20 protein-coding genes are annotated in these 23,715 nt (G+C 65.1%); 8 read left to right on the top strand and 12 right to left on the bottom strand.

Going from position 1 to position 23,715, the window contains the following annotated elements:
• The first annotated feature begins 41 nt into the window (after positions 1 to 41).
• The 5 genes from VB059_RS14525 to VB059_RS04185 are packed head-to-tail and all read left to right on the top strand — an operon-like array spanning position 42 to position 5,144.
• The gene (locus VB059_RS14525; RefSeq protein WP_416339493.1) at positions 42 to 1,043 is read left to right on the top strand and encodes a glycosyltransferase family 2 protein; all 1,002 of its coding nucleotides are present in this window, start codon (positions 42 to 44) and stop codon (positions 1,041 to 1,043) included.
• A 29-nt stretch (positions 1,044 to 1,072) separates the two neighbouring features.
• Entirely contained in the window at positions 1,073 to 2,152 is a 1,080-nt protein-coding gene (locus tag VB059_RS04200; RefSeq protein WP_323420771.1) for a glycosyltransferase family 4 protein, read from the top strand.
• Positions 2,149 to 3,231, top strand: coding sequence for a glycosyltransferase family 1 protein (locus tag VB059_RS04195; protein WP_323420770.1), 1,083 nt, complete (start codon positions 2,149 to 2,151; stop codon positions 3,229 to 3,231). Before VB059_RS04200 ends, VB059_RS04195 begins: the two co-directional genes overlap by 4 nt.
• Entirely contained in the window at positions 3,228 to 4,157 is a 930-nt protein-coding gene (locus tag VB059_RS04190; RefSeq protein WP_323420769.1) for a glycosyltransferase family 2 protein, read from the top strand. The genes VB059_RS04195 and VB059_RS04190 overlap by 4 nt, the downstream gene beginning before the upstream one ends.
• Before the next feature lie 60 nt (positions 4,158 to 4,217).
• Positions 4,218 to 5,144 carry a polysaccharide pyruvyl transferase family protein gene (locus tag VB059_RS04185; protein WP_323420768.1) on the top strand — a complete coding sequence of 309 codons (927 nt, stop codon included), beginning with the start codon at positions 4,218 to 4,220 and terminating at the stop codon, positions 5,142 to 5,144.
• Positions 5,145 to 5,166: 22 nt separating this feature from the next.
• Here the strand turns inward: VB059_RS04185 and VB059_RS04180 are convergent, their stop codons facing one another.
• The 10 genes from VB059_RS04180 to VB059_RS04135 form a co-directional block, all read right to left on the bottom strand.
• Entirely contained in the window at positions 5,167 to 6,303 is a 1,137-nt protein-coding gene (locus tag VB059_RS04180) for a glycosyltransferase (protein WP_323420767.1), read from the bottom strand.
• Between the two features lie 137 nt (positions 6,304 to 6,440).
• Complete coding sequence (locus VB059_RS04175) at positions 6,441 to 9,506, bottom strand: glycosyltransferase (RefSeq protein WP_323420766.1); 3,066 nt, start codon at positions 9,504 to 9,506, stop codon at positions 6,441 to 6,443.
• Entirely contained in the window at positions 9,503 to 10,282 is a 780-nt protein-coding gene (locus VB059_RS04170; protein ID WP_323420765.1) for a hypothetical protein, read from the bottom strand. Before VB059_RS04170 ends, VB059_RS04175 begins: the two co-directional genes overlap by 4 nt.
• A gap of 254 nt (positions 10,283 to 10,536) precedes the next feature.
• Positions 10,537 to 11,553, bottom strand: coding sequence for a CgeB family protein (locus VB059_RS04165; protein ID WP_323420764.1), 1,017 nt, complete (start codon positions 11,551 to 11,553; stop codon positions 10,537 to 10,539).
• Positions 11,550 to 12,119 carry an acyltransferase gene (locus VB059_RS04160; protein WP_323420763.1) on the bottom strand — a complete coding sequence of 190 codons (570 nt, stop codon included), beginning with the start codon at positions 12,117 to 12,119 and terminating at the stop codon, positions 11,550 to 11,552. Before VB059_RS04160 ends, VB059_RS04165 begins: the two co-directional genes overlap by 4 nt.
• Positions 12,116 to 13,276 carry a zinc ABC transporter permease gene (locus tag VB059_RS04155; protein ID WP_323420762.1) on the bottom strand — a complete coding sequence of 387 codons (1,161 nt, stop codon included), beginning with the start codon at positions 13,274 to 13,276 and terminating at the stop codon, positions 12,116 to 12,118. Before VB059_RS04155 ends, VB059_RS04160 begins: the two co-directional genes overlap by 4 nt.
• Before the next feature lie 225 nt (positions 13,277 to 13,501).
• Positions 13,502 to 14,560, bottom strand: a complete 1,059-nt coding sequence (locus VB059_RS04150; RefSeq protein ID WP_323420761.1) for an NAD(P)-dependent oxidoreductase — start codon at positions 14,558 to 14,560, stop codon at positions 13,502 to 13,504.
• A 119-nt stretch (positions 14,561 to 14,679) separates the two neighbouring features.
• A complete protein-coding gene (locus VB059_RS04145; RefSeq protein ID WP_323420760.1) occupies positions 14,680 to 16,605 on the bottom strand; it encodes an ABC transporter ATP-binding protein in 1,926 nt (641 codons plus the stop codon).
• A 184-nt stretch (positions 16,606 to 16,789) separates the two neighbouring features.
• Positions 16,790 to 17,740, bottom strand: coding sequence for a glycosyltransferase (locus VB059_RS04140; RefSeq protein ID WP_323420759.1), 951 nt, complete (start codon positions 17,738 to 17,740; stop codon positions 16,790 to 16,792).
• 93 nt (positions 17,741 to 17,833) lie between these two features.
• Positions 17,834 to 19,114 carry a hypothetical protein gene (locus tag VB059_RS04135; protein WP_323420758.1) on the bottom strand — a complete coding sequence of 427 codons (1,281 nt, stop codon included), beginning with the start codon at positions 19,112 to 19,114 and terminating at the stop codon, positions 17,834 to 17,836.
• Between the two features lie 343 nt (positions 19,115 to 19,457).
• Here VB059_RS04135 and VB059_RS04130 point away from each other — a divergent pair, with 343 nt between their 5' ends.
• The 3 genes from VB059_RS04130 (at position 19,458) to VB059_RS04120 (ending at position 21,362) form a co-directional block, all read left to right on the top strand.
• Complete coding sequence (locus VB059_RS04130; protein WP_323420757.1) at positions 19,458 to 19,961, top strand: ElyC/SanA/YdcF family protein; 504 nt, start codon at positions 19,458 to 19,460, stop codon at positions 19,959 to 19,961.
• Between the two features lie 211 nt (positions 19,962 to 20,172).
• Positions 20,173 to 20,856 (top strand): glycosyltransferase family 2 protein, encoded by a 684-nt coding sequence (locus tag VB059_RS04125; protein ID WP_323420756.1) that lies wholly within the window; start codon positions 20,173 to 20,175, stop codon positions 20,854 to 20,856.
• Positions 20,856 to 21,362: a DUF2304 domain-containing protein gene (locus VB059_RS04120; RefSeq protein ID WP_323420755.1), complete on the top strand. Its 507-nt coding sequence runs from the start codon at positions 20,856 to 20,858 to the stop codon at positions 21,360 to 21,362. Before VB059_RS04125 ends, VB059_RS04120 begins: the two co-directional genes overlap by 1 nt.
• A gap of 20 nt (positions 21,363 to 21,382) precedes the next feature.
• Here VB059_RS04120 and VB059_RS04115 read toward each other — a convergent pair whose 3' ends face one another.
• Positions 21,383 to 22,510, bottom strand: coding sequence for a glycosyltransferase family 1 protein (locus VB059_RS04115; RefSeq protein ID WP_323420754.1), 1,128 nt, complete (start codon positions 22,508 to 22,510; stop codon positions 21,383 to 21,385).
• Entirely contained in the window at positions 22,507 to 23,676 is a 1,170-nt protein-coding gene (locus VB059_RS04110; RefSeq protein ID WP_323420753.1) for a glycosyltransferase family 4 protein, read from the bottom strand. The genes VB059_RS04115 and VB059_RS04110 overlap by 4 nt, the downstream gene beginning before the upstream one ends.
• Positions 23,677 to 23,715 lie beyond the last annotated feature (39 nt).

The raw sequence follows: 23,715 nt of genomic DNA, 5'->3' as shown, positions 1-23,715 counted from the left end.
GTGGTGGTAGAGTGCGCCCATCTGCTGGGTGATCCGGGGGGATGTGCGTGCGAGGCCAGTCACCGTCGTCTGGTTCCGCTCTGGGGGCAGTAGACATCAGTGTCATCATCCCGGCTCTCAATGGCGCGGCGCTGATTGGCAACCAGCTCGATGCTTTGGCCCAGCAGGAGACCGGACTCCGTTGGGAAGTCATTGTTGCCGACAATGGTTCCACGGACGCCACACGGGATATTGTCCGTCAGCGGATGAGTTCCTTCCCCGTCGACCTGAGGCTCGTGGATGCATCACGGGCCGGCGTGGGGCCTGCCCGTAATGCTGGTGCACGCGCTTCACGCGGATCTCGGCTCTTGTTCTGTGACTGTGATGACGAAGTCATGCCTGGCTGGCTTGACGGGGCGTACGAGGCACTGGAGCGTTACGACCTGGTCGGCGGTCCGAACCATGAGCTCCGAGAGCCCCGTGATCGGCATTCTCCTGTCGTCAATCCTGCGACGCTGTGGGGGCGTGGCGAGGTGAAGTCGGCTCAGGGCTGCAATTTCGGAGTGCGGCGGGATTCCTTCTTTTTGGTGGGCGGGTTTGACGAGTCTTTCCCTCCCTATGGCTGTGAGGATGTGGAATATGCGATCCGGCTACACGAAGTCGGAGGCACCGTGGGGCCGGCACCCTCGATGCGCATCCACTTCCGCCGAACCACAGGACTGGTCAGCTCGCTGCGCAAGGTCTACCGCTCCGGCGTCGCTGAGGCGCTCGTCTGGGAGCGGCACCCGGACCGCTTCGGATCCCTGCGAGGCCGGCGGGCGGCCTGGCGATCGCTGCTCGCCCTGCCGTGGGATCACACGGTCCGCGCTCTACGCACTCGCCGCGTCGACGCAAAGGGAACAGTGCGAGACGCGGTGACCAGATGGGGCCACGTCCGTGCATACCATACGATCCTCAAGGGTGGCCGGATCCCAGCGCCTCAGCTCCTCTCGCCGGCGGACGACCCGCGTGCCGCAGTATCGACCGGGCACCCCCGGACCGAACCCACTGGTGAATCGGAATGACCGAGCCGATCGCCTTGTGGGTGACGCCCGTGTCCAACCTGGCAGGCGTCGCCCGACACATCCTGGATGTGGCCCGGGTCGGGCTGCCCGGCTGGCGCCTTGTCGTGACCGCTCCGGAGGGGCCGCTCCTGCAGCGGCTACGTGACCTCGGCTGCCCGGTGATCCCATTACCGATCGACGGCGTACGAACAGCCGCCTCGGTGCGGGCCCTGCGACACACGCTGACGCGGCTGCGGCCGGTGGTCGCGCATTCGCATCTGGCGAAGGCGGACATCCTGCTGGCGCTCGCCGGGGCCGGGTTGCCCGTACCGCTGGTGACCACCGAGCACCACATCCCGCCGGACCGCTTCATGTTCCACTCATCGCTGCCCGCGGCCGTCGCCATGGAGACCGTGCATCGGGTCCGGCTGACCCGCTTCCAGCAGGCCATCGCCGTCAGCGCCTCGACCCGGCGCGACATGCAGAAGTGGTGGCATACGGCCACGCCGATCACCGTCGTCCTCAACGGTGTTGACCGGCCCACCGCACCCCCGGTGCGGCCGTCGGGGCTGCGGATGCTCTCGCTGACCAGGCTCTCGCCGGAGAAGAACCTCGATATGACACTTCGGGTCTTCGCGCAGGTGGCGGAGTCTCACCCGGAGGCGACGCTCACCGTGGGCGGCACCGGGCCGGAGCTCGACCACTTACGGACGATGGCGCGAGACCTCGGGATCGGTGACCGGGTGGAGTTCCCCGGTTTCGTCGACGCCGACGCGGCTATGGCTGAACACGATGTCCTGCTGCAGCCCTCGAAGTCCGACAACTGCTCCTATACGCTGCTCGACGCCGTTGCGAGCGGGATGGGGGTCGCAGCCAGCCCGATTGGCGGCAACCCGGAGATCCTGCCGGAGCGGTGCATCGCCCAACTCGACGACGATGGGGGACTGGCGCGCATTGCGGTCGAGCAGGGGCTGGACCCCACCGTCCGGCCGACTCTGCCGGATGCGGTGCCGACTGTGGCGCAGATGGCAAAGCGGATCACCGAGGTGTACGTCCGCCGCAGTGCTTCAAACGGACCCAACTCCGCGGGGTCACGATCTGAAACGAATGGGGAGGCTGATCCTACGTGAATCCCATCCTCTACGACTCCCGGTGGTCGGGGCGGCACGGCATCGGGCGATTCTCCGCCGAGGTACGCCGCAGGTTGCCGGATGCCTACGTGACTGACCTCGCCGGCCACCACCCCGTGTCACCGGTGGGCATGATCGAGACGGAGCTCAAGCCCCACGTTGGCGCTGGTCCTCGCGAACCTGAGATGACCTTCTTCTCCCCTGGGTATACCCCCTCGGTCACTTGGCGGGGGAGGCGAGTCTTCACCGTGCACGACCTGATCCACCTCGATGTCCCCACAGAGGCATCCCGCATCAAGGCAGCGTATTACTCGAAAGTGGTCCGTCCTCTGGTCCGCCGTCACGACACCCTCGTGCTGACGGTGTCGGAGTTCTCTCGTCTCCGCATTGCGGAATGGGCTGACGTCGACCCGGACAGGATCCTGACGGTCGGCAACGGCGTCGATGACCGCTTCTCACCCGCGGGACGCCGGATCCAGCGCAACCGCCCGTACGTGCTGCACCTCGGCAACAGCAAACCTCACAAAAATCTTTACCGACTGGTCGCGGCGATGGCCAAGATCCCGGATGTCGACCTGATCCTCAGCTCTGCCCCGGAGATCTCGCTGTACGAGCACGCTCATGCGGTAGGCCTCGAGGGCCGACTCATATGCCAGTCCGGGATCCCTGAGGAGGACCTCGCGGCGTGGCTCCGCGGAGCCGCCGCGGTCGCCATCCCATCACTCTATGAGGGCTTCGGCCTGCCGGCCCTCGAGGGCATGGCCTGCGGTGTTCCCGTTGTTGCTTCGAACGGGAGCGCGCTGACCGAGGTCGTCGGTGACGCAGGCATCCTCGTCGAGCCCACGGATGTCGACTCGATCATGGTCGGTCTCGCAACCGCCTTGGGCGATGAGGCCGTGCGCGCCGAACTGGCGCTGGAAGGTCCACGCCGGGCCCAGAAATTCAGGTGGGATGAAGTGGCCAGGTGTGTCCAGGGTGTCTTGGGGATCCCTGGCGGCAATGCCGCGCAACGAGTACCCCGAGGCCTGTCAGCCCGCCCGCATGAGCCGGACGCCTACTGGAAAGAAGGAGCAGCATGACCTCCGCCAGCGTCGTCATTCCCAGCCGTGGTGGAGCCGAGCGCTTGCCGCGGCTCCTGTCCGCCCTGGCCGCCCAGGACTACCCGGACTGGGAAGCCATCGTCGTCATCGATGGTGACATCGACGGTTCCCAGGCGGTCGTCGAGGAGTATGCCCATCTGCCGATCCGCCCGATCGTGTTTCCGGAGAACCGCGGTCGGGTGGCCGCACTCAACGCTGGCTTCGCCGAGGCAACCGGTGACGTGCTGATCCGGTGCGATGACGATCTCGTGCCGCGACCGGATTTCATTGCTGAGCATGTTCGGGTGTCCGGTGCAGGGGATCGCGCGGCCGTCGGGTTGTGCTTGAACGTGCTGCCTGACACCCCCTACGCGCGGATCTACGGACGGCCCGCCGACGCGCAGCACGCACGGGACGCGTACGAGCTGCCGGCCCACCTGCGATACCGGTTGTGGGCCGCCAACTGCTCGCTCTCACGGGCTCTCTACGAAATCCTCGGGGGCTACGACTCCCGCTACCACGCCTATGGCTGGGAGGACGTCGACTTCGGCTACCGGCTGAGCGAAGCGGGGGTCCCGATCGAACTGTTGCCCGGGCTGGAGACGCCTCACTACGCGGCATCGGTGACGACCGCGATCCGGGTCCGGCGGGCTTACGCTTCAGGCGAGGCACGATGGCTGTTCGACAGCATTCATGGGCTAGGCGTGAGCGGTCCCGCTGGCCCGACCGAGGCGTCACTCTGGAACCGCATGGTCAACACGCTGGCCGATCACCTGACGGACGTGACGGCGCAGCGTCTGGCGCGAATCGTTGACGGACTGCTACCAGTGATACCTACTTTCATGGGGCGCAAAGCAGTCGCCGCTGTCGTTGAGGCATCAGGCGTTGCCGGCTACCGGTCGGCAAATGACGTCTCGAGAAACTGACCACCGCCAGACCCCGTCAAGAGAGCAAGTGGTCAGTTCCTACGGATCACATCGACGTCTTTGCTGCGGGAGCTCTGGTTCAACCCAAAAATTGAAGGGGCCGAGCTCTCCGTGAATGTGAAAGCTTTCGTCAGAAAGTCGGTGTACAAGCCGCTACTGTGGCGAGCGACCCCGATCCGTCTCGCGTGGGCAGGCGGTGAGGATGAAGAGGGCAACTTCGGGGACCAACTCGGCCCGCTGCTGATCAGTCGGATATTTGGAGTCCGGGTGAAGCATTCGGGAGTCTCCGCTGCGGACATGGTCGCGCTGGGGTCGATGATGGAGGGCGTCGAGGAGCTGGTAACAGGACTGCACCCGTATATCTGGGGGACAGGATTCATACAACCCGGCCCTGACTACTCTGGCCGCGCGCTGCGCATTCGTGCCGTACGAGGGCGGATGACACTCGAACGCTTAGGATCGTTGGCTCCCGAAAATACTGCGCTCGGAGATCCTGGCCTCCTCGCCAACATTGCCTTCCCCGAGTTCCAGTCCCTTCCGAAAAGATTTAAGGTCGGCCTCATTCCCCACTATGTGGATCAGGGTGATGTCCGTGTCAGACAGTTTTCTGCCCTTTCTGGTGTACGTCTGATCAATGTTCTTCGCCCCGTTCCGGAAGTCCTTCGAAATATTTCAGAGTGTGATCTGATCCTTTCTTCGAGCCTCCATGGGTTGATTGTTTCGGAGTCGTATGGAATCCCGAACTATTGGATCCAGCTGGGGGATGATGTCATCGGTGGTCGCTACAAGTTCGACGACTACTACTCCACCTTCGGGCGGAGGGCGCGGAGTGTCGATGTGCAACGAGCCGTGGCATCTGCTGAGGAACTCACGAGATCCTGGCAGCCGCTGCCAAATGTTCCGCAGGTGCAACGTGACCTTATCCAGGCTTTCCCCGGATATCGGACATTCGGAAGCGGCGTTGATGTCCGGAACATCGGCGGGTAGCGAAAGGGTTTTGTGTGGGATCCTAGGGCTGCTCAGTCCTTCTTGAACGGGGATGATCGCCGGCCGCGGCGACCGCGATCTTGCCGAAGTCATCGACGACCCGCTCCGGCGCGTACTCCGCCGACATTCTTGAGGCAAGAACTCCTCGTCGGTTCCTCTCAGAGTTATCCCGCATCGCCTCGCGCAGTGCCTCTGCGTATGCCTCCTCGTCATTTTCAGGCACCAGATAGCCGGTATCGGGCCGGACGAGGCTGCGGACACCGGGGGAGCAGTCGAAGACGACTGAAGGGACTCCGGCTGCCGCTGCTTCCAGGATGGTCAGCCCAAAACCCTCGAATCGAGAGGTGAGCAGGTTGAGAGAGGCGGGACGAAGTGCCGCGGCCGCATCATCTGTTCGTCCCATCAGCATTACCCGTCCACCAACACCGAGTTCCCGGATGTAGGTCTCCATCTGCTCATAGAGGTCACCCTCGCCGTAGATAAGGAGTTTCCAATGACCGAGATCCGGTGACGCTGTTGCAGCGACGAAGGATCGGATCATGACGTCGATCTGCTTCTCCCATGTGAACCTCACCAAGGCAACGGCGATGGGCCCGTGCGAAGTTCCGGGGATAATCCCGCCCGGAAGAGGGTTCCTGAGGTGGTAGCACGGGACTCCCGTGAGTTGCTCCAGCTGGGCCGCATCCTGTGGCGTCAGAGCGGTGATTGCATCCATGTCTGCAAAATTCTCGGGGAGCGCCTCGCAGAGCCAAGTCTCGTATTTCAGTGCATCAAACGATGTGTGGTGCTGCCCGATGAAGACGGGGCCGCTTTCCTTTCGCGTGAATCCGGACTCCTTGAGGACCATTCTCGACTTTACGTCTGTGAAGACGACGATCGTGTCCGACCCGAGACCGGAGATGAAACGGCGGAAGCGCCTCAGCGCCCAGAGGCGGTCCATTCTCTTGAATGCCACGAAAGGCAGCGCCCACAGCCTTTTCATGGGGTTCCCGTTACCGCGAAGCAGTGGGCCCGCATGCAGTCGTTCTCGGCGGAAGACGACAACAGTGGGAAATTTTGCTGGGCTCGTTCCCGGCCACAACGATACGTGAGTTACGGCGACGCCGGCAGTTGAAAGCGCTTCCGAAATGGTCTCCATATACGTGGATCGCCCGCCCATGTGGGGAAGTCTTGGGTCGACGAAGATGACCCGGTTAAATTCTTGGGGCCACACCGGTCTCAGCCTTTCCATACTCGTGCCGTGCCGCCAGATCCGGGTCCTGGCGGGGTATCTTCGGGGAAGGGGAAGGGAGGAGATCAATCCTGAAGGCTTTCGGGAACGGTGAGCGGGGGATTCGTTTCACGATTCAGGATCCAATAGTATTCGTTTTCTGGCAAGGTCTCCGTCTTGGCCAGCCGGTTTTGATCGACATCCATTGTGTGCAGCTGAGATGTGTATTCCGAAATGTGTTCGTTTTTCCATCTTCGGTCGACAATGAGCCGTCTCTTGGTGGCATTCAGGCCATTCTTGGCTGCCGCTTCCTTTACGGCATCATCGGCCGGATGCCACCACAAGTAGGGGAGATCCTCCATGAGCACGACTGTCACGCGAGGATCGCGGCGCAGGAGTGCTAGGGCGGTGTCCCGGACCGCTCGGTGGTCCTCATTGACTGCCAGGCCTTGTCCCTGTGCGCTCCGGCGGCGATGTTGGTATAAGCGGTGTTTGAGGCCACGTAGAGGTTGAACGAGAGGCGCGAGAATTCCTGGTGTACTTGCGATCCTGTGGGTGACATGAGCCATCCGATCGCCGAGGGGATCAGCCACAGGGACGCCCGCACCGGCGGGGAGCACCACTATCGGCTGGTCTCCAGAATGCTGCTCGATCCAAGCAGAGAGCTCACGTCGGAGATCCTCCAAGTCGGCCGCTCGCCGTTCGGGGGTCGTATAGGCTCCGTCCAGGTAGGGCAGGTGCCGAATGTCGGCCTGCGTGTCTGCAAATGCTCGCTTGTCCTCATCGAGACGTTCGATCATCAGGGCGTGAGAGTCGGGGAATCCGCAGGTGCGGTCCCATGCCGTGGTCAGGGCTGGCTGTGGTTCTCCTGCAAAGACGGTCCAGACCTCTGTCGTGGTGCTGCGGATCACTTCTGAAGCGCTGAACAGTGCGTCGTCAAGGTGCGGCGACAGCACGAGTACGGGGCGGCCATGGAGCCAGTCTGCATCGTCTGGTCCGGCGCTGGAGCCGGCCCGCGAGGCCGTGAGAAGGTCGGACAGCCGCTGAGCGAAGTGGGGGGTGTCGAACTCGCGTGCTCTGTCCTGGCAGCGCTGGGAGAGGTCGGTGAGATCTGCCGGCGGGAGGGTGAGGATACGTCTCGTTTCGTCCATCAGTTGCTCGGGTGTTACCCAGTGACCGCAGCCGGGAACCTTTTCGACCACCTCGCGGGGGCCTGCGGTGTCGATGACCACCGGAATCGTTCCACCCGACATGGCCTCGACCGTCGTCATGCCGAAGTGCTCCTGGGTCTCGGGGTGTTCTGAGGCGTCCTCGCCGTACCCTTGGGCATGCCAGTAGAGCGTCGATGTCGCATAGAGTGCCCGAAGCTCGTCATACTCCGCATCTCGATGGAACACGACGGGAGTTCCGCCAGCGAGTCTCTTCAGCTCATCGAGGTAGGGTCGGCTCCGATCTGGGCAGGCGCCCACGACGTGGAGCTCCCACCCGTTCTCATGAAGGTCGTCCATGCGGGCGAATGTCGACACCAAGATGTCCAGCCGCTTGTTCGGAACACCGGGGACCGGGGCTTCCATACGCCCGACCACCAGGATCCGCTGTAGACGGTCGGTCATCGCTGGCATCGCCGGACATGGAGGGTAGAGGATCTGGGGTTCCACGTTCCACCTATCCCGGATGTGACCAGCAGTGAATTCTGAGTTGGCGCACACCATGTCATATGTTTCACGAAAATCTTGACCCTTGTGAAGAAATTTATTTCGCAAGAGTTTGATGGTCGCCATGTAGATTCGGCGCGGCCCGCGGTAAGAGATGCCCAGACGGTGGGGGAAATGGCAGATGTAGACACTCAGATCGCCCATTCCGGCAAGTTCGCTGCGATACAGGCAGTCGACGAAGACGGCAGGGGAGCGTCGTGACATCGTCCGTTGCCAGGACCACTCCTCGAGTAGGTCGAAGATCGCTCTGGGTAGTGCATGCATCCAAGCTGGGAGCTCGGGGAGTGGAAGGACCTTGGCGTTGCCAAGGTCGACGCCGAAATGATCGTCGATCCAGCCGGGGTCGGTCGAGTCATTGGTGGCGAGGATCGGGTCGTAGCCGAGCTCGGCGAGGGCGCACACCATGGCGACGGCGTATCTTTCCGCCCCGCCCCCGCTGGTGATCCCCGGCATGAAGACCAGGGCTTCGCCGGGATGAGGTGTAGCGGAGGCCGTACCGCCGATGCCGGTCTCCGGTCCAGGGAGTTTCTTGCGGACGCCGAACCGCCACCATCCCTGCCACATGCCGATCGCCAGGCCCATGCGGGAGGCGAGACCTGCCCAGTCCCGATTCCGGGGTGACAGTGTCATCCTCACGGCGTTGGCGAGACAGCGGAGCGGCTCCACCCGCCATGCACCGCCACGCAAGTGCGGGGATGCCTTCCACAGATCGTGGCGTTCGCACATCGCCATATGCCACTCACCGGACAGCCGAGAACTGTGAAAACGAGCGCCTACGCCTGCTCGCTCGCGGTAGAGGATACGGACGCCGGGTGCCGGAGTGATGAGGTGGCCGGCTGCCTGGAGCCTTGCGGCGAGATCGTTGTCCTCGATGCCATGGGAGAGCGCCGCGTCGTACCCGCCGACCTCGATCGCCAGGTCGCGGCGAAGGCCGGAGTTTCCGCCGAGGAGGATCGGCCATGGTCGTGCAATCGGTTGCCCGAGTGGTTCGCCCGGAGCGAGGCCGGCGTCTAACGTCTGCCAAGCCTGTGGTAGTCCGCGACGGAGTTCCTCGTCGGTCGCCCGCAGGCCGGGACCGCTGAAGACCTCGACGCTACCGAGGGCAGAGCTTCCCTCGGCGACCCAATCACGTGCGACGACATCATCCGAGTCGCAGAACAGCCACAGGTTTCCGTCCGCGACGGACATACCGACGTTACGGGCATAGGCAGGGCCCTGGCGGTCGCGGGCCTCGACGTACCGAAGATTCAACCGCTCCTGCCACGGCCTGATGAACTCGTCCAGCCCGTCGCCGGATCCGTTGTCCGCAATGATGACCTCAAAGGGCGGGGCCCCCACTTGCTGGGCGAGGGCATCGAGCTGTAGTCCCAACGTGCCGGTGCTGTTGTGACAGGGGATGATGACGGAGACGTCGACGGTGCTGTCAGGCCGAATCACGACTGCACCAACCGTGCGATGGTGCGGGCGGGCTCCGTCGAGGGAAGTGAGATGGGGGAAGTGGGGGCGCTGCCGTAGGGAGACAGGCCATAGCGATTCCAGAAGGAGCTCAGCCAAGCAGGAGGAGACGGGTGATGGACCCAAGCCGGGAGCCCGTGGTGTGCAGCCTCAAGGGTGCCGGTTGAGAAGATCGACACGACCGGTCGGCCCATCTCAGTGATGGGGCCCCGTGCCGAGACGAAGTGAACGCCAGCCGCACGCATGACGCGATGCTGGAGACGGGAAAGGACGTCGGCTTCGTTCGGATGCGGACGGTATTCCGCGCCGGTCCGTCGGGTGAAGTCGATGTAGAGCCGCTGTTTCTGGCTGCGAGGGAGCTCAGTGCCGTGCAACTGACCCAGCAGGACCGGATGCTCGTCGAGGACCGGGGCCGACGGCTGTCGGGAGGCGTCCCACAGCATCTGGGAACCAACCGTGCGCCACGAGACTCCGGTGCGCCCGGCGGTCCAGTAATCGCCGTCCTCCTCGGACCAGGCCAGGAGGTGCGCGCCGTCGTTGAGTGGTGGAGCCCAAGGGGTGAGCAGGCCGTGCTGGACGACGAAGTAGCTGGCATCGTGTCGCTGGGCCCATGGTTCCACGCGCCCAGCGAGGTCGTTGTAGGCGCCCAGCGTGACGATGGCCCGGATCGAGTGTGGGAGCTGGTCGAGGCTGCCGAACTCTGTGTCGTGCTTGTCCGGCCCGAGATCCCTGATTGCCGCCGGGACGCTGGTCAGCACAGCTGTGCGTCGAGGGTCCAAGTGCTCCAAGGGGGCGCCGATGGCAAACCGACAGCTGGGGGACCACACATCAATCACGACGAGGACATCGGGCTCATCGGCCGGGAGCAAGAGGTGCGCAGACGGCCGTACCTCTGGTCTTCCTCTCCGTCGTGTCCACGACATGATGCGCCGTGCTCGTCGCTGGGACGCATCCCACGCCCGCCACGCTGCAAGGTCGGTGGGGAAGGCCAAAGATCCGTCTGCCGGGGCCGTCACTCTGCCCACAGTGCCTCCAGGTCGTGTGCTCGGTGTCGGAAGGTATGGCTGTCCAGCGTCCGGCGGCGTCCCTGCTCCCGGAGCCGGCGCATCTCCGGTGTGTCCGCCAGGCACTTCCTGCAGAGCTCGGTCAACTCGTCCTCGTTCTTGAAAACGAGGATTTCGGTCCCTGGCTCATAGAGGTCCGCCACATCGGAGCGATCGATCAACTGCACCGCACCGACCCCACAGGCTTCGAACGTCCGCATTGTGAAGCCGTCCTGGGCGCCGTGGATGTTGAGCGTCGCCGCCGACCCGTGCATGACGCCGTAGCCCTCTGCCAGGGGGAGGTCCCGGCCGTTGGGCACTCCGATCGAGGACGTGCGCCATGTACGTAGACGGTCGACCGGGTGGTCGGACCAGTCACGGCCATAGGCCCGCACCGGCAGGCCACGCTCCACCAGGCCGTGCAGCAGCGCCTCACGCTTTGGATATCGGGCGCCGATGAAGGAGATAGTGGCGTCGTATGGCCGGTGTCTCACCGTGATTCCCGGGTCGAAGGCCAAGGGGACGTGCAGTGCGGGGATCCCCTGGCTCACCAACTGGCGGACGTCTGCTGCGCTGTAGCTGGCGATCCTTGCCCGGTCGGCCAGCTGCGGGAGATCCTGGTCCATCTTGGTCAGCTCGTCATAGAACCAGATGCCTGCAGGGATCCGGGCGTCGGCGACCGCCTGCCAGAACCGGTCGGTCAGGGCGTCTCCGCGTACCACCAGCAGGAGGCCCGGGCGGGTCTCCCGCAGGACGTCGATGGCCCGATCTGTGGTCTGTTCCCGGGACAGATGCTGCCCAGTGCCCCTGATCTTTGCGGGCAGCTCATGCCGGACCTTGTTGTAGACCTTGTCACCGGCCGAGACGTCGTCGTAGCGGTGGGACCTCACGTCATAGCCGAGCGCCATGAACGCGTTCTCGATCGATCGCCAGTAGCCGTGGAACTTGGGCGTGACGATCAGGAGCTTCCGGGGTGAGCGGGTCACAGCTGCTGCCGCCCCTCCGTTCGTGTAGCCGAAGGGATGATCCTGGCCGGAACGCCACCGGCGACGGCCCCAGCAGGGACATCGCGCACCACGACGGCCCCTGCAGCCACCGTAGCGCCGTCGCCGATGGTGACACCGCCGAGGACCACGACATTCTGCCCGAGGAACACGTGGTCGCCGATGATGATCGGGCCGGTCCCGCGTACCGTGTGGCGGTCCTCCCGTCCGTGGTCGGTTGTGGAGACCATGACGTTGTCAGCCAGCACGCAGCCACGCCCGATGGAGACGGGGTCGATCGAGTGGAGGTGGCAGCGGTGTCCCACATAGGTGTCGGCGCCGATGCTCAGGCTGCTGTGATCGCCCTCCGTGGCGAGCCAGGCGCCGTCCCGGATCAGCACGCGGTCAGCGATGCTGATCCGAGGAACCCCTTGGAGGAGGAGCGGCCGGATGATCACCGTGCCGTGCCCGATGTGGGCGAACGCGCGGCGCAACACGGGCATGGTTGCTCGCGCGATGTGGAAGCGCAGCCCGGCTCTCTTCTCTACCAGGAATTGGGCCACGTTCATGGTTGCGCATCCTCGTGCAGTGGTGTGCTGAGCCGTTCGTACAGAGCGATCCCCAGCACGAGGAAAGCCAGCGAAGTAAAGAAGACCTCCCCTAGCTGCCAGGCACACACCAGCAGAACGATGATGGCGCCCTCGGCGGCGCACAGGTTGGATCCGACCTGACGCTTGACGCTCAGCAGGCCCAAGCCGATGCCCCCGAAGAGGACCAGGATCGCGACGAACATCGGGATGCCGCCCTCTACGCGCAAAGCCGCGTAGGAGTCATGGAACCACATGCTCTCCCAGTGCATGACCGAAACGGTGGCGGTGTTCAGCCCATCGCCGTACCAAGGCGATGCGGCGAGCTTGACTTGCTCGGCGGCGTGGATCTCGGAGCGAAGCAGGTCCGTGCCGGTCCGATCGGCGAAGGGGCCAATCTGAGACGTCGTCTCTTCCACGGCGGTCAGTGCCCAGATGCCGAGGCCGAACGCCGCGAGGCGGGCCGGCAACGGAAGTCGGTTGCGGATCAGCCACCATCCCAGCCCACAGACCAACGCGGCGATCGACGTGCGTGAGCCCGTCGCCCAGACCAATGCGAACATGACGACGACCAGGACGACTTGGTGCCATCGCTTGCGCGCCAGAGGCAAGCCGAGTAACGCGAATGCGGCATAATACAACCCTGCGACGTTCTTGTCACCGAGCCATCCGGTGAGATATGGCGGGTAGTCGTTCGGTGCCAGCCCGGCATAGAACGCGGGGACGTTGACAAGCACCAGGCTGGCCAAGCCCCCCACCACGATCGAGCGCCAATGCAGCCGCCCCTGAGCCACCATCACGGCGAAGAGGAAGAGTAAGACGAACCGGAACGATCGCTGGGCCCACGGTTGGCCGACGATGACCGAGACAACGACCACATGACCCAGCATGGCGAAGTAAAGCAGCGTCGCCCACTTCAGGCTCGGCGTCTCGACCGATGGCCGGACGAATATCCAGCACGCCCCGACCACCGCCGCGAACACCCCCACGTCAAGAGGCATACCGGGCGGAACGCCGACCCGCCAGAAAGGAATGCTCAGCCCCACCAAGAGCTCAGCGAAGCGCAGATCGCGCCATGAATCGGTCGGCCTCTGGACAAGCGGCAACCGATAGCGGTCATCCACCACTATCGCGGTCATGCGCGCCTCCCCATCTGCGAGGACAGGTCGACCGACCCGCCCTCATGCATCCGCTCCGTAGAGTCCGGCAGAAGTACCGGGAATATTCTAGGACGCGGCTGTGGGGTAGGGGCAACCGTTGGTCCACCGGTAACCCCGCGTGGTGCCGCCTTCCCGGGGGGAGTGTGAATCCAGAGGCAGTGTTTGGATGAGCGAGCGCAGAGTGGCCACGGCCCGTCCAAGCGATCAGTGGGAGAGGCCGCGGTCGGCCAACTCCTGCAACGCGTCGTCCCAGAGCTGCGATGAGACGCCGGGCTTGTCCCAGGACCATGTGATGAACGAGGCGACTGCGTCACGTGTCGTGATCGCCGGCTGCGGTGCGCCGAGCTCCCTGCTGGTGCTCTGGTCGCTGCAGGCGTGGATGATGTCGCCGGCGCGATGAATGTCCACATGCTCGATCCCGTGCCCGCCGTCGGGAGCTCCGGACAAGGCGTACTCGGCGATCTCGTTCATCGCGGTGCGCACGCCGGTGCCCACGTTGAGTGTCCGGACAGCACCGAGCGGGGTGGGATGCTCGGCCAGCCAGTGCAATAGGACGGCGACGTCCTGCACCGCCACGAAGTCACGGGTCTGCAGACCGTCGCCGTAGACCAGCAGCGGCTTGCCCTCGCGCATCCTGGCGAGGAAGGCGGCGAGGACCCCGGTGTAGGGGTTGTGCAGGGCCTGGCCCGGGCCGACCACATTCTGCGGGCGTACGACGCTCACCGGGATCTGACGGGCGGTTGCGGTGAGCAGGGCCTCGGCCTCGCTCTTGGTCTCACCGTAGACCGAGACGGGCCGATGATCGTCCGACTCGCGTGAGGCCTCGGGTGAAGCGTCGGGGTCTTCGGGGGAGTCGAACGTTACCGTCCCGTCCGGGTGTCGATAGCGGCCCTCTCCGTATACCGCGCGGGAGCTCATGGCGACCAGAGGAACGCCCCACTCACTCGCCTGATCCGCTGCCATGCGAGTGCCGCCGACGTTCACGCCGCGATAGCGCTCCACCTCATACATCGACTGCGCGGTGCCAGTCTCGGCGGCGAGATGGATGACGACATCCGGCCGCGACGACTGCCTCCACACCGACCGATCGGTAACGTCTCCGCGGATGACCGTGCCCGGGAAGGCGCGAACGGCGGAGTCGGGGTCGGCATGCACCTGTGGCGACAAGGAATCAAGGGCGACGACGTCCCAGCCCCTCGACGCCATGCGCCGGGCCGTCCACTGTCCGATGAATCCGACGCCACCCGTGATGAGGGCCTTCATGTCTCCCGGTCACTTCCTCGCTCTTGCGGCGTAGACACACTCGAGGTGGGGCTACGCCTCCTGCAGGACGCACGCATGCGCTTGTTCGTGTGGTTGCCGTCCATGACGGCAACTGGTCATCAGGTGAGCTGCCCGAGCTCCACCAGCCGGGCGAACTCGTCGTTCGTCTCCCTCAGGTCACTCATGGTCCCGCGGTCCGCAAGGCGTCCCTGGGAGAAGAAGAGGATCTCGTCGGCATTGCGTACTGTTGACAGACGATGGGCGATCACGATCACGGTCATCTGGCCGTGTAGGGCCTCGATGGTCGAGGTGATCTCGTGCTCCGTCTCGTTGTCGAGGGCGCTGGTCGCCTCGTCGAGGATGAGCACTTGCGGCTGGGCATAGAGGGCCCGTGCGATGCCGATGCGCTGGGCCTGCCCCCCCGAGAGTCTGGTGCCGCTCTCCCCGACACGGGTGTCCAGGCCTTCTGGCAGAGAGTCGAGCAGGCTCTCGAGCTGGGCCTGTCGGATCACACGCACCAGCAACTGCGGATCAATATCTTCCACCGGCTGCCCATACGTGATGAGGTCTCGGATGGTGGCGTCCCACAGGTACACCCGTTGGGACACCGCCGCCACGCTGCGACGCCAAGCACCGGGGTGTGCGACGACATCGACGTCCCCGACAGTGATGGTGCCCGAGGTCGGCGAGAAGAGCCCCAGCAGAATGTCGGCGAACGTTGTCTTGCCCGCTCCGGAGGACCCCACCAAGGCGACAGTGTGACCGCGGGGGATAGTGACTGACACATCCTCCAGGACCGGCGTGTCCGCATCCGGATAGGTGAACCCGAGCCCGCTCACGACGATGTCGGACTCCGGTAGGCCACCGGCGTCGTCTCTGGATTCAGGGGCGGCGTCCTGAGTGGCGTCGAGTTCCGCGATCTGGTCCACGAGCCGGTCCACGGCGGGCAGGCTCGTGCGGATCGTGTTGACACTGGTGACCGCTCGGTTCAGTGACGGTGCTATGCGTACCGAGGCCGCAGCGAAGATGGCGAGCAGCCCGAATGCCGTGGACTGTGGGCTTGTCGCGAACAGCAGTAGGCCCACCAGGAGGATCCCGAAGATCATCACGATCTCCATCAGATACCGGGGGAGCTCGCCGAGGATCTGCTGCTTGCGCTCAGGCTGGACGATCTCGCGTCGATTCCGGGCGAATTGCTCGACGAAGAAGTCCTCACGCCCGAAGATCCGCGACTCGCGGAAGCCCTCGACCGCAGGGTTCACATAGGACCACATCCGTGTGTTGAGGCGAAGGGTCTGGACCCCGAAGCGGAGAGCGTGGGGCTTGACCACCCGGACCATCAGTAGAGCGGCTCCGCCGAAGATGACCACGGCGACCAAGGACGGCAGGGGGGCGAGGACAAGCAGGGTGCCGAGGAGTGCCACCGCCGTGGCGAGGTCGGTGATCAGGCTGATCACACTGACCCAGGCCTGCGTGAATGCGATGTTGACAGTGCTGGTCACCGTCTGAAGGATCTCGGGCTTCGTCCGGCCGCGGTGGGAGGCGTACGTGGCATGGACGTAGCGGTGAAGCAAGGCGGCCTGGGCGGCGGCTGATGCCCGCCCCATCTGCCCGATGCTCCACCAGCGTAGGGCGAGCATCACCAGGTCCTTGAGGATGAACATGACTCCGACGAAGAGAGCGCAGTACAGAAGAAGTCTCTGATGGTCGTCGGTTCCGAAAAGGGGAACTAAGTAGCGCGTGACGGTTGACGGCAGTTCCGTGGTGTTCGTCAGTAGCTGGGTCAGGGGCATCATCGCGATCACGCCGAGCAGGTCAAGACCTGCCATCAGGATCGCGGCTACGGCCATCAGGACCAAGGTGCCTCGCATCCGCCATGGCACCAAGGTGAGGGGAACACGGATCCGTGCCAGGAATGACAAGTCACCCGCATGCTGCGTCGGCATGTCCATCCCGCGAACCTCCCCAAGGCAGCTGAAGTCGCCCGCGATGCTCCAGCTTTGATCCCCCTGTGCCTCTTGCTGCGGCACCTGCGGATCGGTCACATGTTACCCAGCGATCATACGAGGGTGTGCCGACGAGTTCGACCCCGACCGCTGCGCGAGATCGGGCCTGGGGGTGCCTCTCGAGTGGTGTGCGCGGAGCCGGGCGTGTCGCGATTCTTGGCGTTGTGGGGCGGCCTATTTGAGCACCTCTTATTTGAGCACCTTTAAATTTCTCATCAAACTGCTAATTTTTGTTATTGGATTCCTTTCTGGCCCATCCTCCAGCGATGCGAAACCTGACTTGTCCCTCCAGATTTCCCAAGATTCCACCGGCTTGATGGGCGAATTGGAGCCGCTTCAGATTCCCACCCCTTCTTGACCTTATGTAACTAGGGAGAAGTTTGACGGTTTGAGTTACTGCCCAGCGGAATGACATCCCTCTGACCGGACGCCCAATTTGGCGACTTTTGGCCCACAGGTGGACTTGTGACCGCATGTAGTTGCGCTTCTGTCTGAGTATCCCTGCCGGCTCGCTCCTTAGGCGATAATTTACGATGGCGTTGGGTGCAACTTCGATCCGCACACCATTTTCAATTGCTCGCCATGAAAATTCGACATCTTCGGAGCCGCCGAGGAGGCTGACATCCATTCCTCCTAGCCGTAGGTACGTTTCACGACGAATTGCAATGTTGCATCCGTAGGCGAATCGCTCGTAGTTCAAGTATGTGAATGGATTGAGGAGGACCGGTCTCGCGACCGCCGTGCCGTTTTCAATATTTAGGAAGGCTCGCCAAACAGGTTCGCTGTTCAGGGAGTCGAGCCTCAGTGGGCCAGTTGCAAGGACGTCGGATTCTCGGAGGATCTCAATCAAAGAGCTCAACCAGTGAGGAGCTACAATGTCGTCAGAGTCGCAAAAAGCGATGTATTCGCCTCGGGATTCCTGAACTGCTCGATTGCGTGCTGGGCCGACCCCCCGTGCTTGATAGGCATCAATAACTCGGATCTGGAGACGGTTGTGGTAGCGCTCCGCTACCTCGTTGAGGTGGTCTGCCCGTTCATTGTCGGCGACAAGGACCTCGAATAATGGTGGATCATCTTGAGCTGCCAAGGCGTCCAGTTGGGCCGGAAGAGTTTTGAGCGATTTGAAGTAAGGGATCAGTACGCTTATTTCAGGCTTACTTGATTCAAGTGTCACGGGGGCTCCCGGTGGGGTAAGGGGTATGCTTACCGGCTATAGGGCGATCTTTATTGTAGGGGTAGCGGGTGGCTAGAAGTCTTGATCAGTGGGCTATTGGCCACCCGTAGGAAGGAGGAACGAAGTGCCCCATCGGGGCGGGAGTTGCGGGCCCGCTCCCGTCGCCGCACCGGACGTTGCGTTTGTGGCTGACTCCGCATCGGCGTCCGTCCGATGTCCATAGAGGATGGCGATGCGCGAGTCATCCCTGCCGGGAATGGTCGGGCGATCAATCTGGAGCCCCTGCTTAATTCCCATCGTGAGCGCGCTGACCAACGTGAGCCCTGCCCCAGCTACAAGCGCCCCCGCGGCAAGGGCGCTCAAGCGGCGGGTGTCGCCATTCGTGCGGCCCATCGTCAATACTCCTATAAAGACGGTCGCGGCCGATAGGACTCGTTCCCCGGGATTGACAAGTACCCCAACCTGTAAGGGTAACAACAGGTAGACGAGGATCAAGGATCCCGTGATGATCAGCTCGGCTGGCTGGTCCGTCCAGATTTTCTTACGGTTGCGCACTATCGAGCCGACCAGAAGGACCAGAAGCAGCGCCAAGGAGAAATTTGCTGCGACTCCGAGCCAATAGAGGACCGGCATGGCATCGCCGTCACCAGCGGTGCCGACCTGAAGATTGCCGTAGGCGCCGAGCTTCGTGGCCGTGTAGCCCTTATAGAAAAGATGGGAAAGCAGCCCGGATCTGCTGACGCCGCCGGACTCGGCCTGTTTGAAGGATGCAAGGGAATACCACACCGCGAGGCCGATACTTGGCAAGATCCCCATGGCATAGGCAAGGACACGCTTGGCCCGCCAGGCAAGGCCCAAGCCCACTACGCAGTAGACCGCGTAAGCGATGCCGTGTGACGCGAACATCAGGAGGGAGCAGACCAGCACCCCAACGGGCGACACGATCCAGGCGCGGGGAAGGCCAAGGACGAACATCAGCAGCACCAAGCCCAGCTGGCTACCGATGTAGCCGTTCCAGAAGCCAGACCCCACCACGATGGTCAAGGTGAAGAAGACCCCGCCCGCCAGCGGACGAACATCGTACTTGCGGACGAGGATGTCGACTGCTGCGGCACCGAGTGCCAAGTAGAGCATGACGTAGACGAAACCTGCGGACATCGGCCCCATGACGAGGTTTAACCCAGTGAGGACAGCCTGTCCGAGCGCATAGGGCACGGGGTATGTCGCAAATGACATCCCCTCAGCAGCGTGTCCGGTCAGTATCCAGGAAGCTGCAAACGCTTCATACATCCACCCGCCGAAGTCCTGGAAAGCTGGCCATCCGGCCACTACCAGGAATGGCACCACCAGTGCGAGGCTCAGCGTCAGCGACACCAGCCCCGCGGCATGCAACCGTGACCACGTCCGGATGTCCAATCCAGCTCCCCCCGAGCCACAAGATCCCTTATCGGAGCTAGGCCCCTCATGATGGCGCACGAGCACCCGCGACCTACCTGCGTCAGGTGCTGGCGGGTACGACGCCCGGTGAGCGTCCTGATCGGCAGCTTCTCAGGCGGCGGCCCCTTCGAGCAACATACATGCCTGTGGGAGAGGTCTCGCCCAGGGGAGCCAGGGAGCTCCGGGCGTTGATCCCGCCGGGCAGACTCTGACCATGCGGATGCGGGGGACAGTTAAGAGGCATCACCGGCGTTGGCCGGCAGTGCTGACGGTGCTCGGTGTGGTGCTGCTCGGTTGCGTGGCGGTGGCGACAGTCCTCGTCCTACACCCCCGCATCGACCCGGTGGCGCCGGTGGATGCGCTCTATGTGATCGGCCCGGCTGACAAGCGGATCGCGGAGGCCCGCCAGCTGATGGCGGCCGGAGCGGCGCAGACGTTGATCGTGACGGTGAGCGTGGACCCGAAGACCGGCGAGGTCTACACCAAGGACTTCTGCGATCCCCAGCCGTACGAGGTGATCTGCGTCCAGCCCGATCCGTACACCACGCGCGGTGAGGCCGGCGTGCTGGCGCGCCTGGCCAAGGAGCACGGCTGGTCGCGGGTGGCGGTGATGACCGAGACCAGCCATGTCGCCCGCACCCGGATGTGGATGGATCGTTGCGTGCCGGTCCCGGTGTCGGTCTGGGCCTCCGCCGAGCGGCGTACGCCGTTGTCCTGGGTGGGCGCGATCGCCTATCAGAGCGGCGCATGGGCCAAGGCCCAGGTCCAACGCGGCTGCCCCTGACGCCCCTTGGCGCCGACGCGCCGCCGGTGCGCCACGTGACGGCTCGCCTGACGTACTTCCCTCGGAGCCTGACGGCGAACCGGATCCTGGCTGCCCCGTCACCCTGTGACGTCGTCGGGACGTACGCGGACGGCCGCTATGATCGAGCGGGTGCCCCACGGCTCAGGGGTCATCCCGGCGGATCCGGGGTGGGAGCCCCGGAAAGGTTGAGATGCGCTCGGACGTGGCCTTCATCATTCCCGTGTACAACGAGGAGACCGTGGTCCGTGGCGTCGTCGAGAACGTGTTGCGCGAGTACGCCCACGTGGTGTGCGTCAACGACTGCAGCCGCGACGGGTCGGCCGACCAGGTCGCGGCCACCGGCGCCTATCTGATCAACCATCCGATCAACATGGGCCAGGGCGCGGCCCTGCAGACCGGCATCGAGTTCGCGCGCCGCATCCCGGGCGTCGACTACTTCGTCACGTACGACGCCGACGGCCAGCACCGGCTGGAGGATGTCGCGACGATGCTCGACACCATCGCCGAGACCGGCGACGACATCATCCTCGGGTCGCGGTTCCTCGGCACCGAGGCGGTCGGGATGACCCGCACCAAGCGGATCGTGCTGCGGCTGGCCACGTCCTTCAGCAACGTCCTGTCCGGGCTGAAGCTGACCGACACCCACAACGGACTGCGGGTGTTCAACCGCAAGGTCGCCCGGGAGATGCAGATCACCATGCCGGACATGGCGCACGCCTCGGAGATCCTCGAGATCATCGCGACCCGCAAGTACCGCTACCGGGAGGTGCCGGTGACGATCATCTACACGGACTACTCGCGCGGCAAGGGACAGTCGATCGTGAACGCGATCAACATCGCCTTCGACGCCCTGCTCAGGAAGGTCAGCCGCTGATGCTCGTCCAGATCGCCATCATCGCCCTGGGCATCCTGCTCGGCTATCTGATCCTCGCCTCCCGCGGCTCCCACGGCGCCAAGGCGTCGGTCAAGGTCGGGCTGGTCCTGCTGGTCGTCGTGATGATCGTCACGGTGCTCAACCCGAACCTGATGACCCGGATCGCCAACCTCGCCGGCATCGGCCGCGGCGCCGACCTGTTGCTGTACGCGGTCACCGGCGCGTTCCTGTTCTACGTGCTCACCCAGTACCTGAAGTCCCAGTCCCAGCGCGACGTCATCGTCCGGCTCGCCCGGCGGGTGGCGCTGCTCGAGGCAGAAGGCCGCTACGCCGCAGTGCTCGCCCCGGCGGGCTCGCCGCAGTCCGACGCCGAGCGGGCGGGACTGCCGCGGCCTGACTCCGACCCGGCGGGACTACCGCGGCCCGGCTCCGCCCCAGCGGGCTTGCCGCGGCCCGATTCCGACTCCGAGGGGAACGGCCCGCAGCAGGTGCCGCCGACCTCCTGAGCGGCCCGTACGGCATCCCCTCAGGCGCGCCTCGGGCGGGCCGTGGCCCGCAGCGTCGCCAGCGTCTGCCGGGCCGTACGTTCCCAGGAGAATTCCGCGGCTCGGACGATCCCCGCCGCCGACAGCCGGGCGCGCTCCTGCGGGTCGTCCAGCAGCGCCACGATGGCGTCCGCCAGCGCCTGCGGATCGCGCGAGTCCACGTACGTGGCCGCGTCGCCGCCGACCTCGTGGAGCACGGGCAGATCGGTGCACAGCACCGGGCAGCCGGCCGACATGGCCTCCAGCACCGGCAGCCCGAACCCCTCGAACAGCGTCGGGAAGACCAGCAGGGTCGCCTCGGCGTACCACCGGTCGATCTCGTCGGCCGGCACCCATCCGGCCAGCTCGACCCGGTCGCCCAGCCCCAGCCGGTCGACCTCGGCCGCGAGCGGATCATTGTCGCCACCACCGCTGATCAGCAGCCGTGGACGCCGGGCGGGGTCGATCAGGGCCAGCGCCTCCAGCAGACCGACGAAGTTCTTGTGCGGCATCCGGTTGCCCAGGCTGAACAGCAGGTCGGTCCGCCGCGGCGTGTCCCGCGCCGGCCGGCCGCTGCCGGCGGGATGGACGACCTGCACCTTCGCCGGCGGCAGGTGCAGGTAGTGCACCAGGTCCGCGGCGGTCGCCGCGCTGACGGTCAGGACGCGCCGCGCCGCCCGCGCGCCGGCCCGCAGCAGTCCGCGCTGCAGCCCGGCGAGCCGACCGGGGACGTACTCGGGGAAGCGGAACGAGATCAGGTCGTGGATCGTCAGCGCCACCGGCACCGGCGAGACCGCCGGGCCGAAATTGGCCGGACAGTGCACCACGTCGGCGCCCAGCCGGGCCGCGACGAACCCGACGATCTGCTCCCCGAGTGCCCAGCCGAGCCGGCCCGAGGATGCGATCCGTGAGTCGATCACCCGCCCCGGGAACCAGGACGTGTCGGTGGCCGCCAGCTCCCGGGAGGCCAGCGCGACGAGCTGCACGTCGGCCAGCATGTCGGGGGTCATCGCGCCGTAGAGGTGGCGGGCCACCGACTCCATCCCGCCGCGGGTCCCGGTGCAGAACAGCAGGTCGACGAGGATCCGGGTCGGCCTGCCGGTGGGCGCGGGGCCGGCCGGGGCGCTCATCGGCGGGCCGTCCGGGCGGTCTCCAGCGCCTCGAGGATCCCTCGGGCGGTGTTCGCGATCGTCCGGGTGCGGATCGCCTCCTCGTACCAGTCCCGGGTCGTACGGCGCAGCGCATCGCCGCCGCGGACCGCCGAGACGATCGCCCGGGCGAGGTCGGCCGCCGCTGCGGAGCGGGCGACGAAGCCGTTGCGGCCCTCCTCGATGAGCTCGGTCGACGCGTTGGTCGGGTGGTCGATGACCACCGACGGCGTCCCGTACGAAGCGGCCTCGACCACCACGAGGCCGTAGCCCTCCCGCCGCGACGGGTTGACCAGGCAGGCCGCCTCCGCGAGCAGCCGGTGCAGCTCGTCCTCCTCGACGAACCCGGGGAACTCCACCGCCTCCCGGACGCCCGCCTCCTCCGCCGCGCGGATCACCCGGTCCCGCTCCGGGCCCTCCCCGGAGATCACCGCCCGCAGACCGGGCAGCTCCGCGCGGGCCAGTGCCAGGGCCGGCGGCAGCGCGTCGACCTGCTTGTCCTGGATGTGGCGGCCCACGAACAGCACCGTGGGCGCAGCGCCCGCCGGGGTGTCGAGCCGCGGGGTGACGTCGCGGACCGCGGAGATCAGCCCCGGGCTCCGGACCGGCTCGTGGGGCACGTGATTGGCCCGCAGCCCCTGGATCGTGTGCGCCGAGTGTCCCAGGGCCACCGGCGAGAGCCGCACCGCGAGCTGCTGCAGGGCGTCGGCGACCCGGCCCATCACCGGGCCGGAGTACTCCCGCCACTGCTGCCCGGTCCACACCTCCAGCCAGTCGACCGCCAGGACCACCCCGGAGCCGGCCAGCGCTGCGCGGGCGGCGAAGACGTTCAGCACCGGGGTGGCCGAGACGATCACCGCGTCGTACGTGTCGCGGTGCCGGACCAGATGGCGGAACACGTCGATCGCGAAGCGCAGGGCGGTGGCGGGCAGCCGGACGCCCTCGCGGTCGTACAGCTCGTACGCCGGGGCGATCGCCCGGGCCCGGACGCCGTCGAGCACCGGATCGGGGCCCTCCCACAGCCGGCGGGTCAGATAGTCCACCGTGTGTCCGGCCTCGGCGAACTCCTCCGCGAACTGTCGGTACTGCTTCTCCCCGCCACCGGTGGTGAACGGGTACAAGCAGTCGAAGACCACGGCAATGCGCATCGGGACCTCACCCTCGGGACGTGTCGATCGGCGCTGTCA

Source organism: Raineyella sp. (assembly GCF_034933565.1).
In the GTDB taxonomy this organism is placed as follows: domain Bacteria; phylum Actinomycetota; class Actinomycetes; order Propionibacteriales; family Propionibacteriaceae; genus Raineyella.
This window is presented reverse-complemented; position numbering and strand designations above follow the sequence as displayed.

Bases quoted from the DNA above. Each gene is read 5' to 3' on its own strand.
- VB059_RS14525 (WP_416339493.1), top strand. From the start codon at position 42: ATGTGCGTGCGAGGCCAGTCACCGTCGTCTGGTTCCGCTCTGGGGGCA.
- VB059_RS04190 (WP_323420769.1), top strand. From the start codon at position 3,228: ATGACCTCCGCCAGCGTCGTCATTCCCAGCCGTGGTGGAGCCGAGCGC.
- VB059_RS04180 (WP_323420767.1), bottom strand. From the start codon at position 6,303: ATGGGCGGGCGATCCACGTATATGGAGACCATTTCGGAAGCGCTTTCA.
- VB059_RS04160 (WP_323420763.1), bottom strand. From the start codon at position 12,119: ATGAACGTGGCCCAATTCCTGGTAGAGAAGAGAGCCGGGCTGCGCTTC.
- VB059_RS04155 (WP_323420762.1), bottom strand. From the start codon at position 13,276: ATGACCGCGATAGTGGTGGATGACCGCTATCGGTTGCCGCTTGTCCAG.
- VB059_RS04150 (WP_323420761.1), bottom strand. From the start codon at position 14,560: ATGAAGGCCCTCATCACGGGTGGCGTCGGATTCATCGGACAGTGGACG.
- VB059_RS04125 (WP_323420756.1), top strand. From the start codon at position 20,173: ATGCGCTCGGACGTGGCCTTCATCATTCCCGTGTACAACGAGGAGACC.
- VB059_RS04120 (WP_323420755.1), top strand. From the start codon at position 20,856: ATGCTCGTCCAGATCGCCATCATCGCCCTGGGCATCCTGCTCGGCTAT.
- VB059_RS04115 (WP_323420754.1), bottom strand. From the start codon at position 22,510: ATGAGCGCCCCGGCCGGCCCCGCGCCCACCGGCAGGCCGACCCGGATC.
- VB059_RS04110 (WP_323420753.1), bottom strand. From the start codon at position 23,676: ATGCGCATTGCCGTGGTCTTCGACTGCTTGTACCCGTTCACCACCGGT.